The 19263-nt window shown below is 67.9% G+C and carries 21 protein-coding genes and 1 tRNA gene; 10 read left to right on the top strand and 12 right to left on the bottom strand.

Translation table 11 applies throughout. The features are described from left to right. Window positions 1–14: 14 nt before the first annotated feature. The 8 genes from PKE99_RS08020 (at window position 15) to PKE99_RS07985 (ending at window position 9695) form a co-directional block, all read left to right on the top strand. The gene (locus tag PKE99_RS08020; RefSeq protein WP_037040883.1) at window positions 15–218 is read left to right on the top strand and encodes a hypothetical protein; all 204 of its coding nucleotides are present in this window, start codon (window positions 15–17) and stop codon (window positions 216–218) included. Continuing rightward, entirely contained in the window at window positions 215–601 is a 387-nt protein-coding gene (locus PKE99_RS08015) for a hypothetical protein (RefSeq protein ID WP_037040882.1), read from the top strand. The genes PKE99_RS08020 and PKE99_RS08015 overlap by 4 nt, the downstream gene beginning before the upstream one ends. Next, entirely contained in the window at window positions 598–1008 is a 411-nt protein-coding gene (locus PKE99_RS08010; protein WP_051736778.1) for a hypothetical protein, read from the top strand. The genes PKE99_RS08015 and PKE99_RS08010 overlap by 4 nt, the downstream gene beginning before the upstream one ends. Then, window positions 1005–1430, top strand: coding sequence for a hypothetical protein (locus tag PKE99_RS08005; protein WP_081923758.1), 426 nt, complete (start codon window positions 1005–1007; stop codon window positions 1428–1430). The genes PKE99_RS08010 and PKE99_RS08005 overlap by 4 nt, the downstream gene beginning before the upstream one ends. After that, window positions 1427–4486, top strand: coding sequence for a LysM peptidoglycan-binding domain-containing protein (locus tag PKE99_RS08000; RefSeq protein WP_081923757.1), 3060 nt, complete (start codon window positions 1427–1429; stop codon window positions 4484–4486). Before PKE99_RS08005 ends, PKE99_RS08000 begins: the two co-directional genes overlap by 4 nt. After that, on the top strand, window positions 4483–5115 hold the full coding sequence (locus tag PKE99_RS07995; RefSeq protein ID WP_051736777.1) for a prepilin peptidase: 633 nt from the start codon (window positions 4483–4485) through the stop codon (window positions 5113–5115). The genes PKE99_RS08000 and PKE99_RS07995 overlap by 4 nt, the downstream gene beginning before the upstream one ends. 849 nt (window positions 5116–5964) lie before the next feature. After that, window positions 5965–7965, top strand: coding sequence for an ATP-dependent nuclease (locus PKE99_RS07990; RefSeq protein WP_081923756.1), 2001 nt, complete (start codon window positions 5965–5967; stop codon window positions 7963–7965). Beyond that, the gene (locus PKE99_RS07985) at window positions 7917–9695 is read left to right on the top strand and encodes a UvrD-helicase domain-containing protein (RefSeq protein WP_081923755.1); all 1779 of its coding nucleotides are present in this window, start codon (window positions 7917–7919) and stop codon (window positions 9693–9695) included. Before PKE99_RS07990 ends, PKE99_RS07985 begins: the two co-directional genes overlap by 49 nt. Here PKE99_RS07985 and PKE99_RS07980 read toward each other — a convergent pair. The 9 genes from PKE99_RS07980 to PKE99_RS07940 form a co-directional block, all read right to left on the bottom strand. After that, window positions 9671–10258 (bottom strand): hypothetical protein, encoded by a 588-nt coding sequence (locus PKE99_RS07980; protein WP_231498061.1) that lies wholly within the window; start codon window positions 10256–10258, stop codon window positions 9671–9673. The two genes, PKE99_RS07985 and PKE99_RS07980, sit on opposite strands and share 25 nt — an antisense overlap. Window positions 10259–10686: 428 nt before the next feature. Further along, complete coding sequence (locus PKE99_RS07975) at window positions 10687–11046, bottom strand: hypothetical protein (RefSeq protein ID WP_037040875.1); 360 nt, start codon at window positions 11044–11046, stop codon at window positions 10687–10689. Between the two features lie 51 nt (window positions 11047–11097). Next, window positions 11098–11292: a hypothetical protein gene (locus tag PKE99_RS07970; protein ID WP_037040871.1), complete on the bottom strand. Its 195-nt coding sequence runs from the start codon at window positions 11290–11292 to the stop codon at window positions 11098–11100. Window positions 11293–11344: 52 nt separating this feature from the next. Next, the gene (locus PKE99_RS07965) at window positions 11345–12076 is read right to left on the bottom strand and encodes a hypothetical protein (RefSeq protein WP_037040868.1); all 732 of its coding nucleotides are present in this window, start codon (window positions 12074–12076) and stop codon (window positions 11345–11347) included. After that, window positions 12073–12687 carry a hypothetical protein gene (locus PKE99_RS07960; RefSeq protein WP_037040867.1) on the bottom strand — a complete coding sequence of 205 codons (615 nt, stop codon included), beginning with the start codon at window positions 12685–12687 and terminating at the stop codon, window positions 12073–12075. The genes PKE99_RS07965 and PKE99_RS07960 overlap by 4 nt, the downstream gene beginning before the upstream one ends. 61 nt (window positions 12688–12748) lie before the next feature. Then, window positions 12749–14116 (bottom strand): relaxase/mobilization nuclease domain-containing protein, encoded by a 1368-nt coding sequence (locus PKE99_RS07955; protein ID WP_051736776.1) that lies wholly within the window; start codon window positions 14114–14116, stop codon window positions 12749–12751. Beyond that, window positions 14113–14457, bottom strand: coding sequence for a plasmid mobilization protein (locus tag PKE99_RS07950; protein ID WP_156067128.1), 345 nt, complete (start codon window positions 14455–14457; stop codon window positions 14113–14115). The genes PKE99_RS07955 and PKE99_RS07950 overlap by 4 nt, the downstream gene beginning before the upstream one ends. 582 nt (window positions 14458–15039) lie before the next feature. Then, window positions 15040–15840 (bottom strand): hypothetical protein, encoded by an 801-nt coding sequence (locus PKE99_RS07945; RefSeq protein ID WP_037040862.1) that lies wholly within the window; start codon window positions 15838–15840, stop codon window positions 15040–15042. Further along, window positions 15837–16175: a hypothetical protein gene (locus PKE99_RS07940; RefSeq protein ID WP_037040861.1), complete on the bottom strand. Its 339-nt coding sequence runs from the start codon at window positions 16173–16175 to the stop codon at window positions 15837–15839. Before PKE99_RS07940 ends, PKE99_RS07945 begins: the two co-directional genes overlap by 4 nt. 555 nt (window positions 16176–16730) lie before the next feature. Here PKE99_RS07940 and PKE99_RS07935 point away from each other — a divergent pair. Both PKE99_RS07935 and PKE99_RS07930 read left to right on the top strand, forming a co-directional pair. Continuing rightward, window positions 16731–16916, top strand: a complete 186-nt coding sequence (locus PKE99_RS07935; RefSeq protein WP_051736775.1) for a helix-turn-helix domain-containing protein — start codon at window positions 16731–16733, stop codon at window positions 16914–16916. Further along, complete coding sequence (locus PKE99_RS07930) at window positions 16913–18103, top strand: tyrosine-type recombinase/integrase (protein ID WP_051736774.1); 1191 nt, start codon at window positions 16913–16915, stop codon at window positions 18101–18103. Before PKE99_RS07935 ends, PKE99_RS07930 begins: the two co-directional genes overlap by 4 nt. A 121-nt stretch (window positions 18104–18224) precedes the next feature. Here PKE99_RS07930 and PKE99_RS07925 read toward each other — a convergent pair. The 3 genes from PKE99_RS07925 to PKE99_RS07915 form a co-directional block, all read right to left on the bottom strand. Next, window positions 18225–18296: transfer RNA gene (locus tag PKE99_RS07925), tRNA-Val, on the bottom strand. Between the two features lie 23 nt (window positions 18297–18319). Next, on the bottom strand, window positions 18320–18709 hold the full coding sequence (locus PKE99_RS07920; protein WP_037041601.1) for a TIGR02611 family protein: 390 nt from the start codon (window positions 18707–18709) through the stop codon (window positions 18320–18322). A gap of 71 nt (window positions 18710–18780) precedes the next feature. Beyond that, the coding region (locus PKE99_RS07915) for an anti-sigma factor (protein ID WP_271214857.1) at window positions 18781–19263 on the bottom strand (483 nt) is incomplete at its 5' end.

Here is a 19263-nt window from a genome sequence, read left to right as displayed (position 1 = left end):
ACCAAGGAGGCCCCATGAGGTCGCTCTACCACCGACTGACGCTGCTCGTGAGCGAGGCCTTCCTCGCCCTGCAGGAGCGCGTCGGCCCCGTCGACGAACGCGGCGGGGGCCGGAACAGCGACGAGGGCTTCCACATCGGCGCCGGAGCCGTGCTCGGCGGCGCCATCGCACTCGGGGTCGGCGCCTACATCGCGAAGAAGATCGGAGCCCTGGAGTGACGCCCCCGGAGCACGAGCGGGGTGGTGCTGTCAGTACCCAGCTCGCACTGCTCTGGAGCGGCACCCTGGCTCTCGTCCTCACCGGAGTCCAGATCTCCTTGTACGCCTTCGCCTCTCAGCTCGCGATGACCGCGGCCGAAGACGGGGTCCGCAGCGGGAGACACTACGGTGCCGAGTCCGCCGCGGACGCCGAGGAGACGGCCCGCCGGTTCCTCGAACGCTCGGCCGCCCGCGTCCTGCTCAACCCCCGCACCGAGGCGATCGTCCGACCCGACGGCTCCCTCGACGTCGTGGTCACCGGCGAGGTGCTCACGGTTCTGCCCGTCCTCGACCTCCCCATCAGCCGCACTGCCACAGGCGCCCTCGAACGGCCCGCCGCGTGACACCACCGGACCACGAGCGCGGAGGTGGACCGGCCGTCGAGGCTGCGATCGTCGCGGGCGTCCTCGGCCTCGTCCTCACCTTCGGAATCGCGACGATGCGCCTCAGCCTCGCCGAGGCGACCTCGGACCATGCCGCCCGCGCCGCCGCACGGGTCGCCTCGGTCCAGCGCGATCCCGCGGGCGCCACCGCGGAAGCGACGGACGCCGCACGAGCGGTCTTCCAGGACCGTGGAATTTCCTGCGCCACAGTCGATGTCATCACGACCGCGGACGACGGCGCGTCGGTCCGCGCCACCGTCCGATGCGAGGTCGACTGGTCGGACCTCGTCCTCCCAGGAGCCCCTGGGACCTACGCCGTCGAGGCGACCGCGGTCAGCGTGATCGACCGGTACCGGGAGGCGTCGTGATCCTCTCCGACGACCGCGAGCGCGGAGGCGGCGTCATGGCCGCGCCTGCCGCGGTTCTCGTGCTGGCACTCGTCCTGTGCCTCGGGCTCGGGATCGACGGCGTACGAAAAGCACAGCTGCTCGCCTCCGTCACCGCCACCGCTGAAGAGGCGGCGAGGGCCGGCGGGCAGGAGGTCGACACCGTGGCGCTGCGCCGCGGGGTCGTCGCCATCGACGTCGACCGCGCCCAGGCGGCGGCGCTCGACCACCTCGCGGAGGCGGGCGTGACGGGCACCGTCGTCGTCGTGGACGGAGCGGTGCGGGTCGAGGCCACCGCTGCGCGCCCGACGGTCTTCCTCGGACTCCTCGGGATCGACGAGGTGACAGCCGAAGGCTTCGGCGAGGCCCAGCCGATCGTCGTCGCCAGCGGAGGTGCCGGATGATCGCCCGGCTGTGCCGAGGCGTCGTCGCCGCCGTCGTGCTCCTGGGGCTCCTGGCCGGGCTGCCCCTGGCTCTCGTGGCGCTGGGCGCGCCGTACCTTCCCGACCACCTTCCGACGCCGGCCGAAGCCACCGCGGCCCTTTACGGCTTCCAGGACGGACGCCTCCTCCTCGGCACGCTGGTGATCGCGGGCTGGGTGGGTTGGCTGTATCTGGTCGTCTCGACGATCACCGAACTCGTTGTCGCAGTTCGTCATGGAGCAAGGCCCACGATCACCCGACGTCGCGCCGGCCGGGCCCTCACCGGCGTCCTGATCATGTGGTTGATGGCCGCGTTCGCTTCGCAGGCGGTGGCCGCGCCGGCACTCGCGGACGCAGGTTCGATCTCCACCGCTGGCCCTGCCCGGGCCGGTCCCGAGACGCCGAGCTCGCCCGGCCCCCAGTACACGGTCCGGGACCGAGACACGTTGTGGGACATCGCCTCCCGCGAGCTCGGCGATCCGCTGCGGTGGCGGGAGATCTTCGATCTTAACTCCGGACGTGAACAACCCGGCGGCGGACGGTTGACCAGCGGGGCGCTGCTCCGCACGGGCTGGGTCCTCGTCCTCCCGCCCGCCGAAGTGCCCGCCGCCGTGACCGTCCGCCCCGGCGACAGCCTCGCCGCCATCGCGGGACGGACCCTGCACGATCCAGCCCGCTTCCCCGAGCTCTTCGACGCGAACGTCGGCCGGCCACAGCCCGACGGGGGCACACTGCGCGACCCGAACATCGTCCGTCCGGGCTGGCTCCTGCGCATCCCGACCGCTTCGCCCCCGAACGGTCAGCCGGCTCCCGATCGTCAGCCGCCACAGACTCCGGTTGCCCCACCGACGACGAGCGCACCGCCGACGACCCCAGCACCCACGTCAGACCCAGCACCCACGACAACGGTCGCTCCCACGACGACAGTGCCCGCGCCGATAACAGCAGCTCCCTCGGACACCGCTCCCCCGGCCGACTCCCCGACCAGCGCGATCGTGCAGTGGGGTGGCGCCGGCCTGGCTACGGCCGGTGTCCTGACAGCCCTCGCCCTCCTGCGGCGGCGCCAGCAGAGGGCACGCGGCTATCGACGTCAGATCGCCGTACCCGGCCCCGAACAGGGTCGACACGAGGTCGCTGCCGCGGCGGTGGCCCGACCCTCGGACGGGGACCTCGTCACTCTGGCCTTGTCCTGCATTCCGAACGACCTCGACCCGCCCGATCTCCAGACGGCCGTGCTCAGCACCGACGGCGTGGAGCTCCGGTTCGCCGACGACACTCAGCTGCCCCGGCCTTTCCTGGTCGGAGAATCGGGCCGCAGTTGGCTCATGCCGGCCGAGTCCGGGCTCGCCCTCGGCGAGGACCCGATCAACCCCTACCCGGCCGTCGTGACGCTCGGACTCGCCGGCGGGAGCACCCACCTCGTCGACCTCGAACACCACGGGGTCGTCCTTCTCGATGGACACCCCGACCGTGCCAGAGACCTGCTGCGCAGCATCGTGGTGGAGCTCGGCACGAGCCGGTGGGCGGACGCCGTCGAGGTCGTCGTGAGCGGCCTTGAGCCGGACCTGGCCCGCCTTCCGTCCAGCCGAGTGCGACACATCGCCGACATAGCAGGCGCGATCGAAACGGGCAGCCGGAAGCTGGAGCTCGTCACCCGCGGCCTCGGTTCCCATGACCAGGTGCTCGCGCGGCGCCGACGAGACCCGTGGGGCGATGCCTGGGTCGTCACCGTCGTCGCGGTCGCCGACCCTACTTCGCCGGACGGCCTCGACGAGCTGCTCACCGACATCCACACCGGCCCGCGGCGCTCGGTCGTCGTCCTCGTCGCCAACGGCACCGCGGGCCTGCCCGGCTTTCGACTACCTCTGGATGACCAGGGCTCGCTGGAGAGCGGGATCCACGCAGAGCAGATGAGCGCCACGTTCGCGGCCAACCTCCTCGACGTGATCGGCACTACCTACCGGCCGGACAAACCAGTCCCTCCGGCAGCCGACGAGCACCGATGGGCGACCGACATGGCCGCCGACGGCGCCTGGACACCCACCGACGTGACGACCTCCAACCCCTGGCAACAGACGGTCCTGTTCGACGCCGTTCCCGACCCCGCACCAGCACCGGACCCGGCGCCCGAACCAGTCCTCCAGACTGTCGACCCCGCCGCCGAGCGAGCACTGCTCCGAGTGCAGCGAGACGACCCCGAGCTCGACGATGACCTCGCCCGCTGGCACTCCTCAGAGACCCCGCCCAACCCGCTCGTCGGCATCCTGGGTCCGCCGGTCCTGCGCGCTCCCGGCACCACACCCGTCAGCAGGCAACCCTGGTTCCTCGAGATCGCTGTCTACCTAGCGCTCCACCCGCGCGGGGTCAGCGTCGACAAGCTCGCCACCGACCTCTGGCCGGCGACCCGACAGGCGAAGGAGTCGACAGTACGGCGCGCACTCGTCGACGTGCGGGCGTGGGCCGGACACGCACCCGACGATCCCAACGACTTCTACCTCCCCACCGGTACCCCCGGCGTCGCGACCCAGTACCGCCTGACCCGCTTCCTCCTCGACTGGGATCTCTTCCGGCGGCTACGCAAACGTGCCAACGCCCTCGCCAAGGCCGGCCGGGTCGACGACGCCGTGGCCGACTACAGCGCCGCGCTCCAGCTCGTGCGCGGCCCGATCCTGCGGTCCGACCGTGAACACGGATACGGATGGCTTCGCAACCCCGACCAGCACCTCGACTCGATCATCCCGGGCTGGGTGGTCGACACCGCCCACGAACTCGTCGACCTCACCCTGGAGCACGGAGACCTGGGCACCGCGCGCTGGGCCGCCGAGGCCTCCCGCCTCGCCGATCCCGAGCTCACCCACGACCGCCCGCTGCTCGACCTCATGCGCATCGCCCACGCCGAGGGCAACCTCGCCGAGATGCGCGAGCACGCAGACCTGCTGCTCTCCGAGCGCGGCTTCGAGGTCGGCGAGGACCTCCCGTCCGAGAGCTTCGCGGTCTTCCACCAGCTCTTCCCGAACGGCATCGACGGCCGCCGATGATCTACCCCTTCCTCGGAGCCGTCCTCGGGACCGGACTCTGTGCCCCCACCGCCACGGTGCTGGCGAATCGCTTCACCCGGGGCCCTGTCACGTGGTCCGGACTTGAGTTCGCCGCGACCGCCGCCCTTCTCACGATCATCTTCAGCACCTGCCTCGCCGAACGTGGCTTAGCCGCAGCGCTACTCCTCGTCCCCCTCGCCACGCTGGGCATGGCCGCAGCGCTCGTCGACGCCCGCGAGCTCCGCCTCCCCGACCCGCTCATCTGCTCACTAGCCGCCGTCACCATCCCCACGATCGTCCTGGCGCAATCGGTCCTCGGTGTCGACACCCACGCGCTCGCTCCCGTCGTCCTCGGCGCGCTCGCGCTGTCTACTGCCCTGCAGATCGTCATCCCGAGAGGATGGGGCTGGGGCGACGCCAAGCTTCTGCCGATCCTCGCCTGCTGGACCGGTCTTTTGGGCCTCTCCACCACCCTGGCCGCCGCGGCCTACGCAGCGGTGTGCATCGCCGTGCTCGCGATCTGGCGCGGCCTCACAGCCAGCCCGACTGCCACGTTCCCGTATGGACCTGCGCTGGTCGGTGCAGCCCTCTTCGCCTCGGCGATAGCGAACCGGACGGGGCCAGCCTGAGCTCAGCGTCCATGCACCTGGCTGTGGGGCACGGTTCGATGCCCCCATTCCTACACCACATCTGTACCGGCTCGCCCAACGGCGGCCCGGATGCGAGGCGGTCAATCATCGGTGCTACTCACTCTTGCAGCCGGCCTGCCGGAGGCAATTGTCGCTCACCCAACCCTGAGAAGCGCCGGGAACACCTGCTTGCCGGTACGGGAGTCGACTACACGGGGGGTCTTACGCTGACCGACCCGCGCCGAATGGCGGCCTACTTCGCCAAGTACGGCACCGCCGATGCGGGCAGGAGTACCGACACGAGTCGCTACCCGAGCACCTAAGGCCTGATCTCGCATGCAAGTCCTGCGGCAAGCAATATAATTCCGACCTAGATAAGTACCCATTCCGCAATCACGTGAAGCCGATATCGTCGAGCGAGGCGTTGGACGGTTCTGGGGCTACCGATCTATGCTGCGGGACATGGCAGTCCGCCACGTCAGTTCAGAAATTGGCCTAGCCGAAGGCCGTATCGCACGTCGCTGGTATCGGCCCAAGCGACTCACGGGGAAAGTCATGGCACAACGGGTTGAGCGGTCGACGGGCACATATACTACCGTCAGTCACAAGTGCGTAAGAAGCTGTTCGCCCATGGGCGCAGGTTTCTATGCGTGAACGACGGGCCTGCATTCGCCTCTCAGCTAGCGGCCGCGCTTGGCCTTCTGACCGCTGACCTGCGAAGGTGCTCGGCGGCCTCCAACGCAACGTAACGACGCAGTTGCCCCGAGCGACGAAGGAGGAGTAACGAGATCCATACGTCACGACTCGGAGTACCACACCTTGACCAGTACGTCTCCCGTAACAGGCGGCATGTACCTTAGCCAGCTTGACATAACAAACTTCCGCTCCTGCTTCGACACGCGGGTCCGACTTCGACCCGCCTTGACGCTTATTGTCGGAGAAAACAATGCAGGAAAGTCAAACGTAATTGATGCGATCCGGCTATCCACTAAACCATTGAGCGGGCGCCGCAGTCGCTATTTTGAGCAGGATGACATACATCGACTAAGCCCCGCCGGCTCGATTGAGCTCGAGAATACTTATAGCTCACCTACCGTTCTCCAAAAAGGTCAGTACATTCCGGCTCTTAACCTAGGCGACGACACTGTCTCATTCTTAACAAGGTTTACACCTGACAAATCCGGAAAGCGCCGCGGTCGCGTCGAGGTGTTCGCGGGTGCAGCGCATGGACCAGACGTTGAACCAGAGAAACGCAACGAAATTAATCATGTCTATCTAGAACCACTCCGAGACGCCAAGCGCGAACTCGACTCTGCATCGGGGCAAAGACTCTCTCAGATCATCCGCTATCTTACAAGCGAAACCGAGCAGGAGAAATTCGTAGGTGAAGCAAACTCTAGCCTTCGCGATCTGGAGAAGCACGGAGTAATTGCCAACACGCAGGAAAAGCTTCAAGAGCATCTTGATGACCTAACGTCAGCAGTGCGCCACCACAAAGTCGGACTTGGGTTCGCTGACTATAAGCTTCATAGACTGGCACGCAGTCTTCGACTGAAGATGGCCGAACATGAAGTTGATCTCGCCGACATAGCCGAGTCCGGGCTCGGATACTCAAACCTGCTGTACATGGCGACACTAATCCTCGAACTCCGCAATGCGCAGGACTCGGAATTGACTCTTTTTCTTGTCGAAGAACCTGAGGCGCACCTCCACCCGCAGCTTCAGGCAGTTATGCTCGACTATCTTCAGGAACAAGCCGAACAGTCAATCAAGGACGATACTGCTCAGAGGGCCGGCCGGATCCAGATCATTGCTACCACCCACTCCCCGAACCTAGCCAGTGCGGTGGGCGTGCAGAACGTCGTCGTACTGCGGTCGCAAATTCATTCGTCCGACGAGGGCATTGGAAGTGAGGAGTCGCCAGAGGCGCAACCTGACCCCGCCCATGTCGAGAGCGAGGCCACTGCGCCAAGAGAGCCTGTTATTCGCGCGGCACGCACAAGGGCTCTTGCGCTCAGTGAGCTTACGATGACTCCAGGCGATCTGCGCAAGATCAACCAGTACCTCGACGTCACGCGCTCTGAGCTGCTATTCGCGAGGAGAGTCATCCTCCTGGAGGGTATTGCTGAGGCTGTTCTCCTTCCAGCCCTGGCAGACCGATGCATCTTCCACGGCGACAGCCAGGAAGCCCGTGCAAGCCGCCGTGCAGTACGCGGTTGTTCGGTCGTGAACGTCGGCAGTGTTGACTTCTCGCCATACATCACACTTCTTCTACAGAAGATCGACGGTTTGCGCCTGGTCGATCAACTGGTCGTGGTGACTGACGGTGACCCTAAACTCCCAAGCCCCAAGCCTCAGCAAGAAACTGGTCCAGTCGAAGAAGACTCTTCAGGAGATGGAGCCGAAGACGATTCTGATAGGGACCCCGGCGAGAACGATCAGCACGAGGGAAGCGGAGACGAGAGTAACGACAATACCGAGTCCGTCATCTATAATCGCGCTTCGGATCTGCGATCCCTTATCGAAACTCTCGAAGCCTCTGATGTTGCGGAGGTCGTAGAGGCGAGGTATACGCTTGAAGCGGATCTGATGGAACCAACTGCCTCCAACTCAGCGGTTCTTCGTGCAGCGTTTATCGCACAGAAGCCGCGATCAGCTAAGACATGGGAATCCCTCATCGAATCTTCGAGCCCGGCTGAAGCCATGTACCGAAAGCTTGGCAAGAATAAGAAGTTTCTGATCAAGGGGCAGTTTGCGCATGACGTTGCCCACCAGCTTCGCACGACATCTCACCAATTCGAATGCCCGGACTACCTGGCAAAAGCAATTCGAATCGCGGCGAACCCGTGAGAATGACTCGACAAGATTCGTTTACGGCCGATCAGCAGGTCCTCATAAACTTCCAAGAAGGTGTATTTGTCGAAGCGTGCCCGGGTGCAGGCAAAACACAGTCCATCGTGGAACGCTTCGTACGTCGCCCGGTCGATGACCCTCGGCGCGGTGTCGCCCTGGTCTCATTCACAAACGCCGCAGTCGACGAGGCGCGGGGACGCTGCTCGGTAAACCAGGACCTTCTGAAACCTCCCAACTATATTGGCACAATCGATGGGTTCATTAACCGGTACATCACGGGGCCGATTTACTCGAATCGGACCGGTCGTCCGCCAGTATTCAAAGACTCCTGGGAGGACAGCTATCATTCCAGCTTCACTATATCGACCGGGTTAAGATTTGAGCTCCAATGGTTCACCATCTCGGTTGACGGTTCCGCATCTTTTGATTCAAAGAAGGTGGCGTGGCCCGACCGAGACCCTTACAAATGGTTGCTTCCTAGAGTCATCGAAGAGGCGAATACACAAGCCGCTGATTTGATACGGCAGCACCTTTCGAGGGGAGTCCTCGACTGTTCTTATTCCAGGCTTCTTATGAACGCCTACCTAGCAGACCAGGAGCTCGGACCGAGGATCGGTGAGCTCTTGCGCGCAAGGTTCTCAGAAGTCATTGTGGATGAGATCCAAGACTGCAGCCCGAGTGACGTCGAGCTTTTTGAGTTTCTTGTATCTGCTGGCGTTCGAGTGGTGATGGTCGGAGACCTCGATCAAGCAATCTACAATTTTCGCGGCTCGGCGCTGTTGGAGACACAAGAATTAACAGCCAAGGTCGCCGCAGGGCGCCGGCTATCTGGAAATTTCCGTAGTAGCCCTGCAATCTGCTCGCTTGTCGATAGCCTGCGACACGGCCCGGACACGGACCAACCAGTCGGACAGAACAAAGATCTTAAGACGCCTGTGCTGCTCATGTCTGTCAGCTCGTTCAACGGGCACGTCGAGACTTTAAGGAACGCTTGTGTGAAGCACGGCATCGACCCCGCTGAGTTGCTCTGCCTCAGTCACGCCACCGAGAAGGCTCGGGAATTAGCGGGTGACATACGGATACCGATCAAGAGTCGAGCGCGACTGGTACGAATTGCAGTAGCCGCCGCCACTCTCCGAGATGTATCCAAGGGAGCGACGCGGGAATACGCACGCGCAGCGGCGAGCCTTACATCACGGATACGCGAGTTGCATTCGAGCACTGACCTGCGATACGTCGCCGACAATGAGTTTTTCGAGCGCGTTGATCTTACTGCGCGAGAGTTCCGCTCCGGGATGCTCCGCGTTGTCTATGCCGCCGACCCTTTCACAGGCACCGCCGAAGAATACCGGGAATCGATTCTTGGGGCCGCTGGCTTGGCAGGCTGGGACTGGGTCAGTCCAGACCTGCTTCCCGTTCCGATGGATTGGCCTCAAGGTGACGTTCCCATATCCGAGAATCTCAATTGGTCTACGGTTCACGGCTATAAGGGTCTTGAAGCCGAGGCAATAGCACTTGCAATTCCCGCCCCTCCTGAGTGGGCCGTGGGCAGACTCGGAGACGGGGTGGCATGCTGGTCCGACGGCCGCGCTAGCGAGGCCCGTCGAGTGCTTTACGTGGGCGCATCGAGGGCTAGACGGTTAGCAATTCTGGTCGTTGACGAGAGTCTTGCGGGTAACGTCGAGACGATTCTCTTACGGGATCAAGTTCCATTCGAGCGGCTCTGAGGCCTCCCTCGCGGCTTACGTGCAATCCGACCAGGAGAGCCGGCAAGGGCTTCGGTGGAGCGCCGGGTGGACAAACGACCGAGGCCCCCGCCGGTGCTTCTGGTAGCCCTTGGGTGCGCCGTGAGGGAGGCCGACCTCCTGAGCGGTACCGGGTCCAGAGTGGCGCCCTGGTCGCCGAACGCTGAAACCACAGGCGGGCCAGGCTCAAGTGCGGACGAGGTTGGTGCCGTCGTGGGCGCGAGTGACCACGCCCTCCGGGAGAAGGACATCGGTGACGCGCACCGAGTAGGCCCGGATCCATCTGCTCGGTGATCTCGTCGACGGTCAGCCAGCCGATGGCGCGGGCCTCGTCGGTGCTCGCGACGGCGGCGCTTTGGGGGTGGCAGCGGAAGACCATTGCGACGATGCTGCGGGGAGGGTTCTTGTAAACCCCGGGAAAGCCGCTCGACCTCGACCTCGACGCCGGTTTCCTCCAAGACCGCGTGGCGGACGCCGGCCTCGAAAGTCTGCTCCAGCTCCAGCACGCCGCCGGGGGGCTGTTGGTTGTCCCGACGCTGGATCACGAGGATGCGGCTGTCGTCCCGCACGACGATGCCGGCGACGCTCACGGAGTGAAGAGTGATCCGCCGAGCAGCTTGAAGGGGTTCCCGCTGACGCAGCCAACCTGCCGGGCGCAGTTCTCGCAGGTCCCCGAGACGGTGGTCCGACCCGCACTTGTTCCGCACGGCGGCCAACGCGTCGATGATGTTCTTGCGCTTCGCCTGCGTTCCTCAACCGGCTCGTCCCCGTATTCCACGCCACGAGAGTTCGTTAGAGCTGGCACGAGCGCCAACAGGGCTACCCTGACGCGCGCGGACAGCGCCTGGAGACTCTGGAACAGCATCGAAGAAGGTCTCGAATCGGCTCGAACTCTTATACCCATCCGACCAAGCGGAAACAATCGTTGCAGTCGAGCCCGGAGAATTGCCGCATCCGTGGCATCTACAACCTGTCAGCGCTGGCGCAAAGTCGGCCGGTTCGAAGTCTTGCCCTCCAGCTTGCGCCGGTACATCAACGAGTCCTTGGTGAGAGCGGACCCCGGGACGAGCATCCGGCACCAGGCCTGTTGGCCGCCTTCGAAGCGGAGCGCCACATCGACGATCGCGACCCAGCCCTTCCAGTCCGTCCGCACCCAGGCCAACAGCTTGCCCGGCACCTCCTGACCGACCTGCAGGCCACCGCTGGGCTCATGCACGGGAACTCCGCGGCGCCCCTCGTTCAGCACCCCTGCCAGCTTGACCCACACCGACACCTGAGGCCGCACATAGATCCCCGGAGCGGTGGAGAGCAGCAGTTCCTCGAGCTCCGACACCGGACAACCGTAGGCGAACGTATGTTCGAACGCTAGCCCGTGGCCGACACGTCACGAGCCGCCGAAGATCAGCCGATGATGCATCGGCGCGGGCTGGTCCAGGTCGGTGACGACCTCACCGTCGAGCATGATGACCTTGCGCTCGAGGTGTCCTGCAACGCGCTCGTCCGAAAGGAAGACCGCCAAGCGGCTCCGCACGGTCGGGCTCTCCTCGGAGTCGCTCATATCGACTGCAACGCCGAGCACGAGGCCACGATGCGGAGAGGTGCGGCACGTCCACCCGTTCGCGGCTCGTCGGCTACCGCTGGATACGCGGCGCTGTGTTCGTTGGCGTCATGACCGAGGCGGAGCGGACTGGCAGGTCGGTCTGAACGGGTACGGCGTCGGCCTCCTGCGGCGGCGCGGCCGCTCGGGTGGCGGCGGAGGCGGCTGCAGTCGCTGTCGGCGATGGCGAGGCACCGAGGGCGACGGCGACCGCGGCCTCCCGCGGGACCGACGTGTCGAGCGACTGCACCGCGGCGTCCTCGTCGGCCGTGCCCCATCGGTCCATTCCCAGCCCGAGTGGCTCCTTCGACACCAGCCACGGCAGGAGGTCCTGCCTCGGGCCGCTGCGGATCTGCTGGGCGACGGCCTCGGCCACGTCGCGGCTGGGGACCTCGGCTCCGAGCTGCCCGACCCCTGGGGCCTGCCCGACGACCGCCCAGGTCGTCCGGCCGAGTGGCGCGAGCGAGACCACCACGGCGGTCCGGCTCTCGCCACGCGCGGCAAGGCCCTCGGCCTGCTCGTAGGTCGCCCGGTCGAGAGGCCGCGGCACCGCGCCGCTCCTGGCGTCCGGGTTGCCGATGAGCTTCGCGAACGCCGCACGGCCCGCGTGGACGTCTCGCGCGGCCCGGCGGCGCCCGTCGCGGTCGTGCGCGTCGACCGCCCCCTCCTGGCGGTGGAGGCGGTCGGCGATGAAGGCGGCGACGTGGGCCAGCTGGAACAGATCGTGGCCTGGGATGGCGAGCAGCGGGTAGTCCGGTCCGGTCATGGTGTCTGCCTTCGGTCGCGGTGCGGCTGTCGTGCGTCGGGCTGGGTGGTCCTCGGTCTCGTTCGTGGTGACGTGGCGCGTTTCGGAGCGGCGTCGGTCGGCGGGCCGAGTGCCTCGGTGGCGGCTCGGACGGGCTCGGTGTTTCTCGCCGTTGCGCGTTTCGGCTTGAACACCAGCCTGGCCATGGTTCGCGCGTCGCGAAAGGTCTCCATGCAGCTGACGAGTGCGTGCTGGTCGCGGACCTCGTAGATGAGGCGACCCAGCTGTACGCGCAGGAAGGGCTGGCCGCCGCGGTCGTTGACCGCGTTGACCTGGCAGATCGGCTTCCCTGACGCGTGGGTGATCACGGCGGGGTCGGGCATGCCCTCGATGGGCTTGACCGCGTCTCGGGCCGAGAACATCGGGAGCGACTTGATGAGCTTCGCCGCCTCGGTCCAGGGCTCGGCCAGGTGCTCCGCGGTGCGCAGCTCGTGCAGGTAGAGAAGCGACTTGCCCACCCGGACGACGACGGCGGCATCGTCGGTGTGTGGGTGGCTGGAGTCGATCTGGACGTCCTGGACCCCGGACATCCGCAGCACGGCGATGACGGCCTGCGTGGGCCGCGTACTCATCGCCCTTCGGCGCCGACCGACATCGCACCCCTCACCTCCGCTCGACCCTCGTCGGTGATCGTCATCGGGCGCGTGCACGAGTTCGTGCAGCCTCGTGCTGCACGTTCGCCGCCCGCCTGGCCTGCGGGATCGGCAGCGCGGCGATCCGCTCGGCGAGGTCGGCGGCGAGCCGGGCGCGGTGCGCGAGCTCGGCACGGGTCTGCGCGCGGCGCTGCTGGAGCTCGGCGAGCTCGACGAACAGGTGTGCCATGGCGGCCGCGAACGCCGCTGCGCCGACCTCGTCCCACGACGCGAACCCGCGGTGCCGCATCAGGCTCCGCGCCAACACACGCAGCTCAGTGCCTGCCGTCGACGGCCCGCCGGTGCGCGGCGCGAGTTGGTGCGCGAGGTCCGCCGCCTGGTGCCACTGCTGTCGGTCCGCGGCCGGGGCCGTGCTCGCCAGTGCGGTGACGAGGTCCGCGGCGCCGTGCTGGATCGCGTCGACCTGGTGTCCCACGACGACGAGGCGGGTCGCCCGCGTCAGGACTCGGGTGCCGGAGGACCGGCTGCTCTGCAGACCTGCGGTGGAGGCCCACCTGCGTTGCAGCCGCGGCAGGGACAGGTCGGGGGCGAGCTTGCTGCCGCTGTAAAACACGACGTCGCCGGAGGCGAGCAGATCCGCGGGCTGGCCGACCGAGTAGCCGAGCACGTCGCCCGACGGGCCGCGGCGCAGCTTCACCTCCAGGCCCGCCGTCTCGAGGCGCTCGACGAACGACGCCACGTCATCGGCCCCAAGGGCCGCCCGCCGGACCGCAGCACGCAGCGCCGCCCGGACGGGCAGCCGCTCCTCGCGCGCCGCTTTGGCCAGCTCCCCACGGGTCGGCGCTGACGCGCCACCGCCCGCGGCCGGGCCGGTCGGGGTCAGCCCCAGCCGCGCCTCGATACGTCGGGCGCTGTCGCGTAGCCGGGCGAAGTCGTTGCGCGGCCAGATCCGCGCGCCGTTGTCCTGTCGCACGAGTACGGCGGCGATGTGGATGTGGTCCTCGGCGTGCCGGACCGCCACCCAGCGCGGCCCGAACCCGTCGGTGGGGTCGATGATCCCCGCGTCGCGCAGCAGCTCGCGCGCGATCTCCGCCCACTGTGCGTCGGGCAGGCGCGCGTCGGCGGCGGCGAGCCGCACCGAGCAGTGCCAGACATAGCCGCGCCCACCCTCCGGGGGTGGACGCAGCGGCAGCCCAGCGGCCACGACAGGCTGATGGAGCGCATCGGCCAGAGGGCCGAGCTCGAGGTCCCACTCCCCCGGCCCGGTCGACGCCGGCTGCCACCCCGCATCCAGACCGTCCCACGAGGCGATCACCCGGGGGTTGCGATGCACCTCCGCGATCCCCGGCCCCAACAGATAGGCCAGTAGACCCGCCGGGCGCCAGCCGTGCACCACCTTCGTGATCACCGAGGCCGCCGCAGTCCGTCCATCACCGCCGCGGCGGCCTCGTCGATCCGGCGGCACGCGGCCACCGCCTCCGGCAGCGCTACCAGCTCGCCACCCGGCATCCGGCCCGCCAACTCGACGACCGCGGCGCGCGCGGTGAGCAGCTCCCGCAGCTCGGCCGTCGGCTCGTCGAGCTCGCCGCGCAGGGTCGCCGTCACCAGCTCCCCGATCCACGTCGCCGCCGTGACCCCCGCCGCAGCCGCGGCCGCGCGGATGAGGTCGCGCTCAGCGTCGGTGAACCGCACCCGCAACGCAGCCGTCCGCCGAGCGGGGTCCGGGCTGCGCCGACGACGAGAGATCACCTCCGCCAGCATCGGCACGAGGTGTGCGGAAATCGTGCTCAGCAGTGGAGCACGAGGACGACCGCCACGACAGCGACCACCGCCGCGACGAGCAGGAAGACCACCGCTATTGGCGGTCGGACCCATCGATGCCGCGGACGACGAGGGAGCCAGTGCACGCCGCGGCGACGCCGCGAGCGTCGACGACGACCGCGACGAACTCGCGCAGATTCATCGTCGCCGGATGAGGGCATGGAAGGGTGAGCCACAGCCGTCTCCTGTCACTGCAGGGGCGGTCAGGTCCCGGCCAGGTGTTCCTGCACCCGGCCGGGGCCGTCTCGAACAACCGAATCGTCACGAGGCCGGGTCGCGCCCGGCCCCACCACCAGGACAACAACCCGTCCACCGACGACGGAAGACACATTCGGCGATCTGTGGATAACTCCGCCGTGTGGCTCTGAGCCCGGCGCAGCCGACGTCGGGAACCCCCTGGTTCACGACACCCTCGCCGTCGACGGTCGTCCGAAGGACACCGTCGACGTATCTTGCTCCGCCGACTCTCCTGGGGTGCACGAGGACGCGTGGGCCGGCGCAGTGATCGGTTCAGGTGGTCTGGGCTGCCACCCATGCGGTCATGGTCGCCCGGTCGTGGCGGGCGAGGTGGCGCCAGTCCGCGCGCAGCCGCGCGCGGCACTCCGCCGGCGTCGCCGACGTGTCCGCGACATAGCGGCAGCGGGCGATGACCCACGACTCGCGGGTCGCGGGAGCAGGCGGCGGGGAGATGCCGGGGCGGCCGCTGTCGCGGCAGTCCTCGCAGAGACCGTCGTCGGTGCGGCGGTGCTGGTCGCGGGAGGAGCGCTCGGTGCGGCAGACCACGCAGGGCAGGCCGCGCAGCGGCGGCAGGGCGGAGCGGTCGTAGTCCAACGGCATCGGATCGTCGCGGTCGTCGCGGTCCTGCTCCGGCTCGACCCGGTCGGCGAAGTACCGGCCCGCCGCCGTGTCCGCGTCCCCCGGTCGACGGTTCCGCCGCGCGGTCGGGGTGGTCCAGCGGGTGGGGAGATCGCGTGGGGCTTGTCGGACCTTGTCCCGGAGCTCGGCATCATCCCGGTGGTTCGGACGAGTGGGGAGCTGGTCGTGTCGGGGTGCGCAGGCCTCGACGATGGCGCGGCCGTCGTCGTCGCTGATCCGCCACAGGTGGCGCAGCTGTGACACGCGCACGCTCGGGTGCCGCTCCAGCGCCTGGAGGCACTGCGCGAGCAGGAGCTGGGTCGGCTCGTCGGTGTCGGCGAGGATCCGCGCGGTGCGGCGGCGGGCCTCGCGCAGCGCCCCCCGCTCGACCAGATCGGCGATCTCCGCCAGCCGCGCCGCCACCGTCCGGGCGTCGGCCTCCTCCCGGTCGTTCATCGCGGACCTGCAGTCCGCTCGGCGTGAGTCTCGACGAACGCGAGGAGCGACCGGGCGTCGGCGATGGCCTGGGCGCGGGCCTCGGGCGTGCGGAAGGACCGCCACCCGGGCGTGAGCACCTCGGAGATCGCGCTGACAGCGGTACTGCGGTCACTCGCCAGGCACGCCGTCCGCGCCGCACGCATCGCGGCCTGGAACTCCGCGATCGAGACCACGCCGATCCCGGGCAGGAACTCCCCGGCGACGCGCAGCGCGCCTTGGGCACGCAGAACCGTGATGACGAAGCCGCGCAGGGTCAGCAGCGCGGGAGCGAGAGGGAGGTCGACAGCGCCCATCGGTGGTGACCTCCCGTCGCTGGTCGCGCAGGAACAGGCGGTGGGTCTGTCGGCCCGTCCTGGGTGGCGGGCGTCTGCCCCGCCACCGCGAAGCGGCGGTCGCGCGGCCTCGGAGGCTCGACGTCCAGGGCAGCCCGAAGGGCTGTCGCCGCAGGCGACGCGCAGCGAAGCGGAGCGCCCTTGACGTTGAGGGAGGCGTGCTCAAGCTCCAGGGCCGGCAGGCCCACCGCCCCGCCGCAGGCGGGTCCGCTAGCACTTCTCGGCCCGCCGCGGCCCTGAGCGGCGCACTGTCGTCGAGGGCTTCCAGCCGGCGCTTCCGTCCGGGAGTTGTCCACAGATCGCCGAGCAGTGGTTGTCGGGGCTCCCGCCATGCTGATGATCGAGCAAGTGACCATTGCGATGAGACACAGCGCGTCCGGGTCACCGGCGACGCTGCACAAACCTGCACATGCTCTGCGCGATAGACATCGACTCTGCTGGGCGTCGGTCCGCGTCGCTCGGCGCACGTCAGCGATCCCACGGCCGACTTCCCGCCGTCGCAGAGGAGATCGCGCCATGTCCGGACCCGACCTTCTGACCCTCACCCAGGTCGCCGAACGACTCCAGCTGTCTCGCTGGTCCGTCTACCAGCTCATCTGGGCCGGTGAACTGCCGAGCGTTCACATCGGGCGTTCCCACCGTGTCCGAGCACGCGACCTGGAGGCCTACCTCGACAACCTCCTCGGTGAGGAGGCCCGGTGACCGCGCCGAAGCGCACGGCGCGAACGCGCACCCGCCGGGGCAACGGTGAGGGCACGATCACGAAGAGGGCGGACGGCCGGTTCGCCGCGGCCCTGTGGGTGGATCAGCCGGACGGGACGCGTGGCCGGAAGTGGATCTATGGCAGGACGCGGGCGGAGGTTGCGGGCAAGCTGACCGAGGTCGCGCAGAAGGTCAACTCGGGATCGGTCATGCCCACCCGCTCCCCCACGGTCGCCGAGTTCCTCGACTACTGGCTCCGGGAGGTGGTGGATCCGAAGCTGCGGCCGACGACGGCATCGCGGTACCGCTCAGTGGTTGTTCAGTACCTGCGTCCGGGGCTCGGGAAGCACCGGCTCGAGAAGCTGACCGTCAGCGCTGTCCAGATGTTCCTCAACCGGCAGCAGGAGAACGGGCGCTCCACGCAGACGCTTCGCATGATCCGTGAGGTTCTCAGCTCGGCGCTCGGGCGCGCGATGCGCGAGGAGCTCGTAGGGCGGAACGTCGCCCTGTTGACGACTCTGCCCACGCCGGACCGGCGACGGCGGACGGCCTGGACCGCGGCGCAGGCGCGGCAGTTCCTCGCCGTCTCGGTGCAGGACGCTCTCCATACGTTCTTCGTGCTGGCCGTGGTCTACGGGATGCGGCGCGGTGAGATAGCCGCGCTCTGCTGGGAGGACGTCGACTTCGACCGTGGGAAGATCATTGTCCGGGCCAGCCTCGTCCGTGTGGGAGGGCGTCTTGTCCGAGGTCGTGTGAAGACGGCGGCTGGTGAGCGCATGCTGCCGTTGGTCCCGACGACCCGCAAAGCCCTGCAGGCGCAGCGGAAGCGACAGCTGGAGCAGAGGTTCGCCGCAGGCCCCGAGTGGGAGGACTCCGGCTACGTCTTCACCACCCGGACCGGAAGGCCGATCGAACCTCGCAACGCGTCGCGCTCATTCGACCGCATCGTCGCCGGGACGGCGCTACCGAAGATTGCCTTCCACGACCTCCGACGCACCGCTGCGACGATGCTGAAGAGCCTTGGGGTTCCGGCCCGGGACGCGATGGTGATCCTCGGGCACTCCCACATCACCGTCACTCTCGGTATCTACAGCGAGGTCTTCGACGACGAGCTGGCGAGCGCCGTCGGGCGCATCGAGACGGCGCTCGGTGGGGTCGAGATCGAGGGCTCGACGGATGCCGGATGACGCCGGCGCGGGTGCGGTGACGCACCCGTTGTTGTCAAAAGGTGTGTCAAACGGCCTCGACAACGACGAAGGCCCCGGCTTCGGGCTCCTGTTCGGAGCCCTGACCAGGGCCTTCGGCGAGTGGGCGATACTGGGATCGAACCAGTGACCTCTTCGGTGTGAACGAAGCGCTCTCCCCCTGAGCTAATCGCCCGCCGTCACGGGTGGAACCCTACATCACCCCAGGATCGGGCTCTGCAACCAGGTCCACTCCTGCAGCCCCACCCATCCCGCGACCAGCCAGAACGCGTTCAGCAGCCACAGCGTCCCGACGACGATCAGGCCGGTCGCGCCGATGACGAGGAGCTTGACGAACAGGTTCTGCCGGCCGAGCCAGTCGGTCCAGGCGTCGTACTTGCCCTTCGCGAAGGTCAGGACCCGCTTCGCCCAGGCGAACTCGGAGGCGAGGATGGCGAGCCCCACGAACACGATCGCCCAGCCGGGGCCCGGGTACGGGATCGCGACGATGCCGGCCGCCAGCACGAGCGTGCCGAGCACCCCGATGGCGACGCGGTAGGTGCGGCGGACCGTCGGACGCTCGTCGATGCGCGCGCGGAACTCCCGCAGCCGGTCCTTGACGCCGTCGAACCGGCCGCGCTCGTGCTCCTCCTCGCCTCGCGAGGTCTGCTCCGTGCTGCTCAGATCTCCGCCCGCCCGCTCGCCACGACCTGGGACGGCGACGCCGGCGCGACCCGACCGGGTTCGATCGAGATCGCGAACTGCGCATAACCGGCTCCGCCGGCGGACGACCCTACCGACTGCATGCCGGTGGCGCCTCCACGGACGTCGAACGTGCCGAGCGCGGCCGGGGTTCCCTCGGCCGGGAGGCCCCAGAGGACGTAGACCCGGTCGGCGCCGTTGGCCGGCAGGTCGACGGGCATCACCATCTGCTCGGAGTCGCGCGAGAGGACCGCGGCGACCATGGGGCCACCCTCCTCGGGCGCGAGGAAGGCGTGCGTGGTGCCGGGCCGGGCCATCTCTCGGAGCATCGCGACGACGCCCTGGGCGCGGGCCGCCTCGGCGTCGCGCTCCGCCTTCAGCTGGGCGCTGTAGACGCCGAGCCCCGCGATCGCCGCCACCGCGACCAGGGCGGCCGCCGCGACGGCCACGACGCGGCCGCG

The sequence above is a fragment of the Pseudonocardia halophobica genome (assembly GCF_027922425.1).
GTDB lineage: Bacteria > Actinomycetota > Actinomycetes > Mycobacteriales > Pseudonocardiaceae > Pseudonocardia > Pseudonocardia halophobica.
The sequence above is the reverse complement of the archived record's forward strand: the minus strand, read 5'-3'. Positions and strand labels throughout refer to the sequence as shown.

Bases quoted from the DNA above. Each gene is read 5' to 3' on its own strand.
- PKE99_RS08020 (WP_037040883.1), top strand. From the start codon at position 15: ATGAGGTCGCTCTACCACCGACTGACGCTGCTCGTGAGCGAGGCCTTC.
- PKE99_RS08000 (WP_081923757.1), top strand. From the start codon at position 1,427: ATGATCGCCCGGCTGTGCCGAGGCGTCGTCGCCGCCGTCGTGCTCCTG.
- PKE99_RS07995 (WP_051736777.1), top strand. From the start codon at position 4,483: ATGATCTACCCCTTCCTCGGAGCCGTCCTCGGGACCGGACTCTGTGCC.
- PKE99_RS07990 (WP_081923756.1), top strand. From the start codon at position 5,965: ATGTACCTTAGCCAGCTTGACATAACAAACTTCCGCTCCTGCTTCGAC.
- PKE99_RS07985 (WP_081923755.1), top strand. From the start codon at position 7,917: ATGCCCGGACTACCTGGCAAAAGCAATTCGAATCGCGGCGAACCCGTG.
- PKE99_RS07965 (WP_037040868.1), bottom strand. From the start codon at position 12,076: ATGACCGGACCGGACTACCCGCTGCTCGCCATCCCAGGCCACGATCTG.
- PKE99_RS07960 (WP_037040867.1), bottom strand. From the start codon at position 12,687: ATGAGTACGCGGCCCACGCAGGCCGTCATCGCCGTGCTGCGGATGTCC.
- PKE99_RS07945 (WP_037040862.1), bottom strand. From the start codon at position 15,840: ATGAACGACCGGGAGGAGGCCGACGCCCGGACGGTGGCGGCGCGGCTG.
- PKE99_RS07940 (WP_037040861.1), bottom strand. From the start codon at position 16,175: ATGGGCGCTGTCGACCTCCCTCTCGCTCCCGCGCTGCTGACCCTGCGC.
- PKE99_RS07935 (WP_051736775.1), top strand. From the start codon at position 16,731: ATGTCCGGACCCGACCTTCTGACCCTCACCCAGGTCGCCGAACGACTC.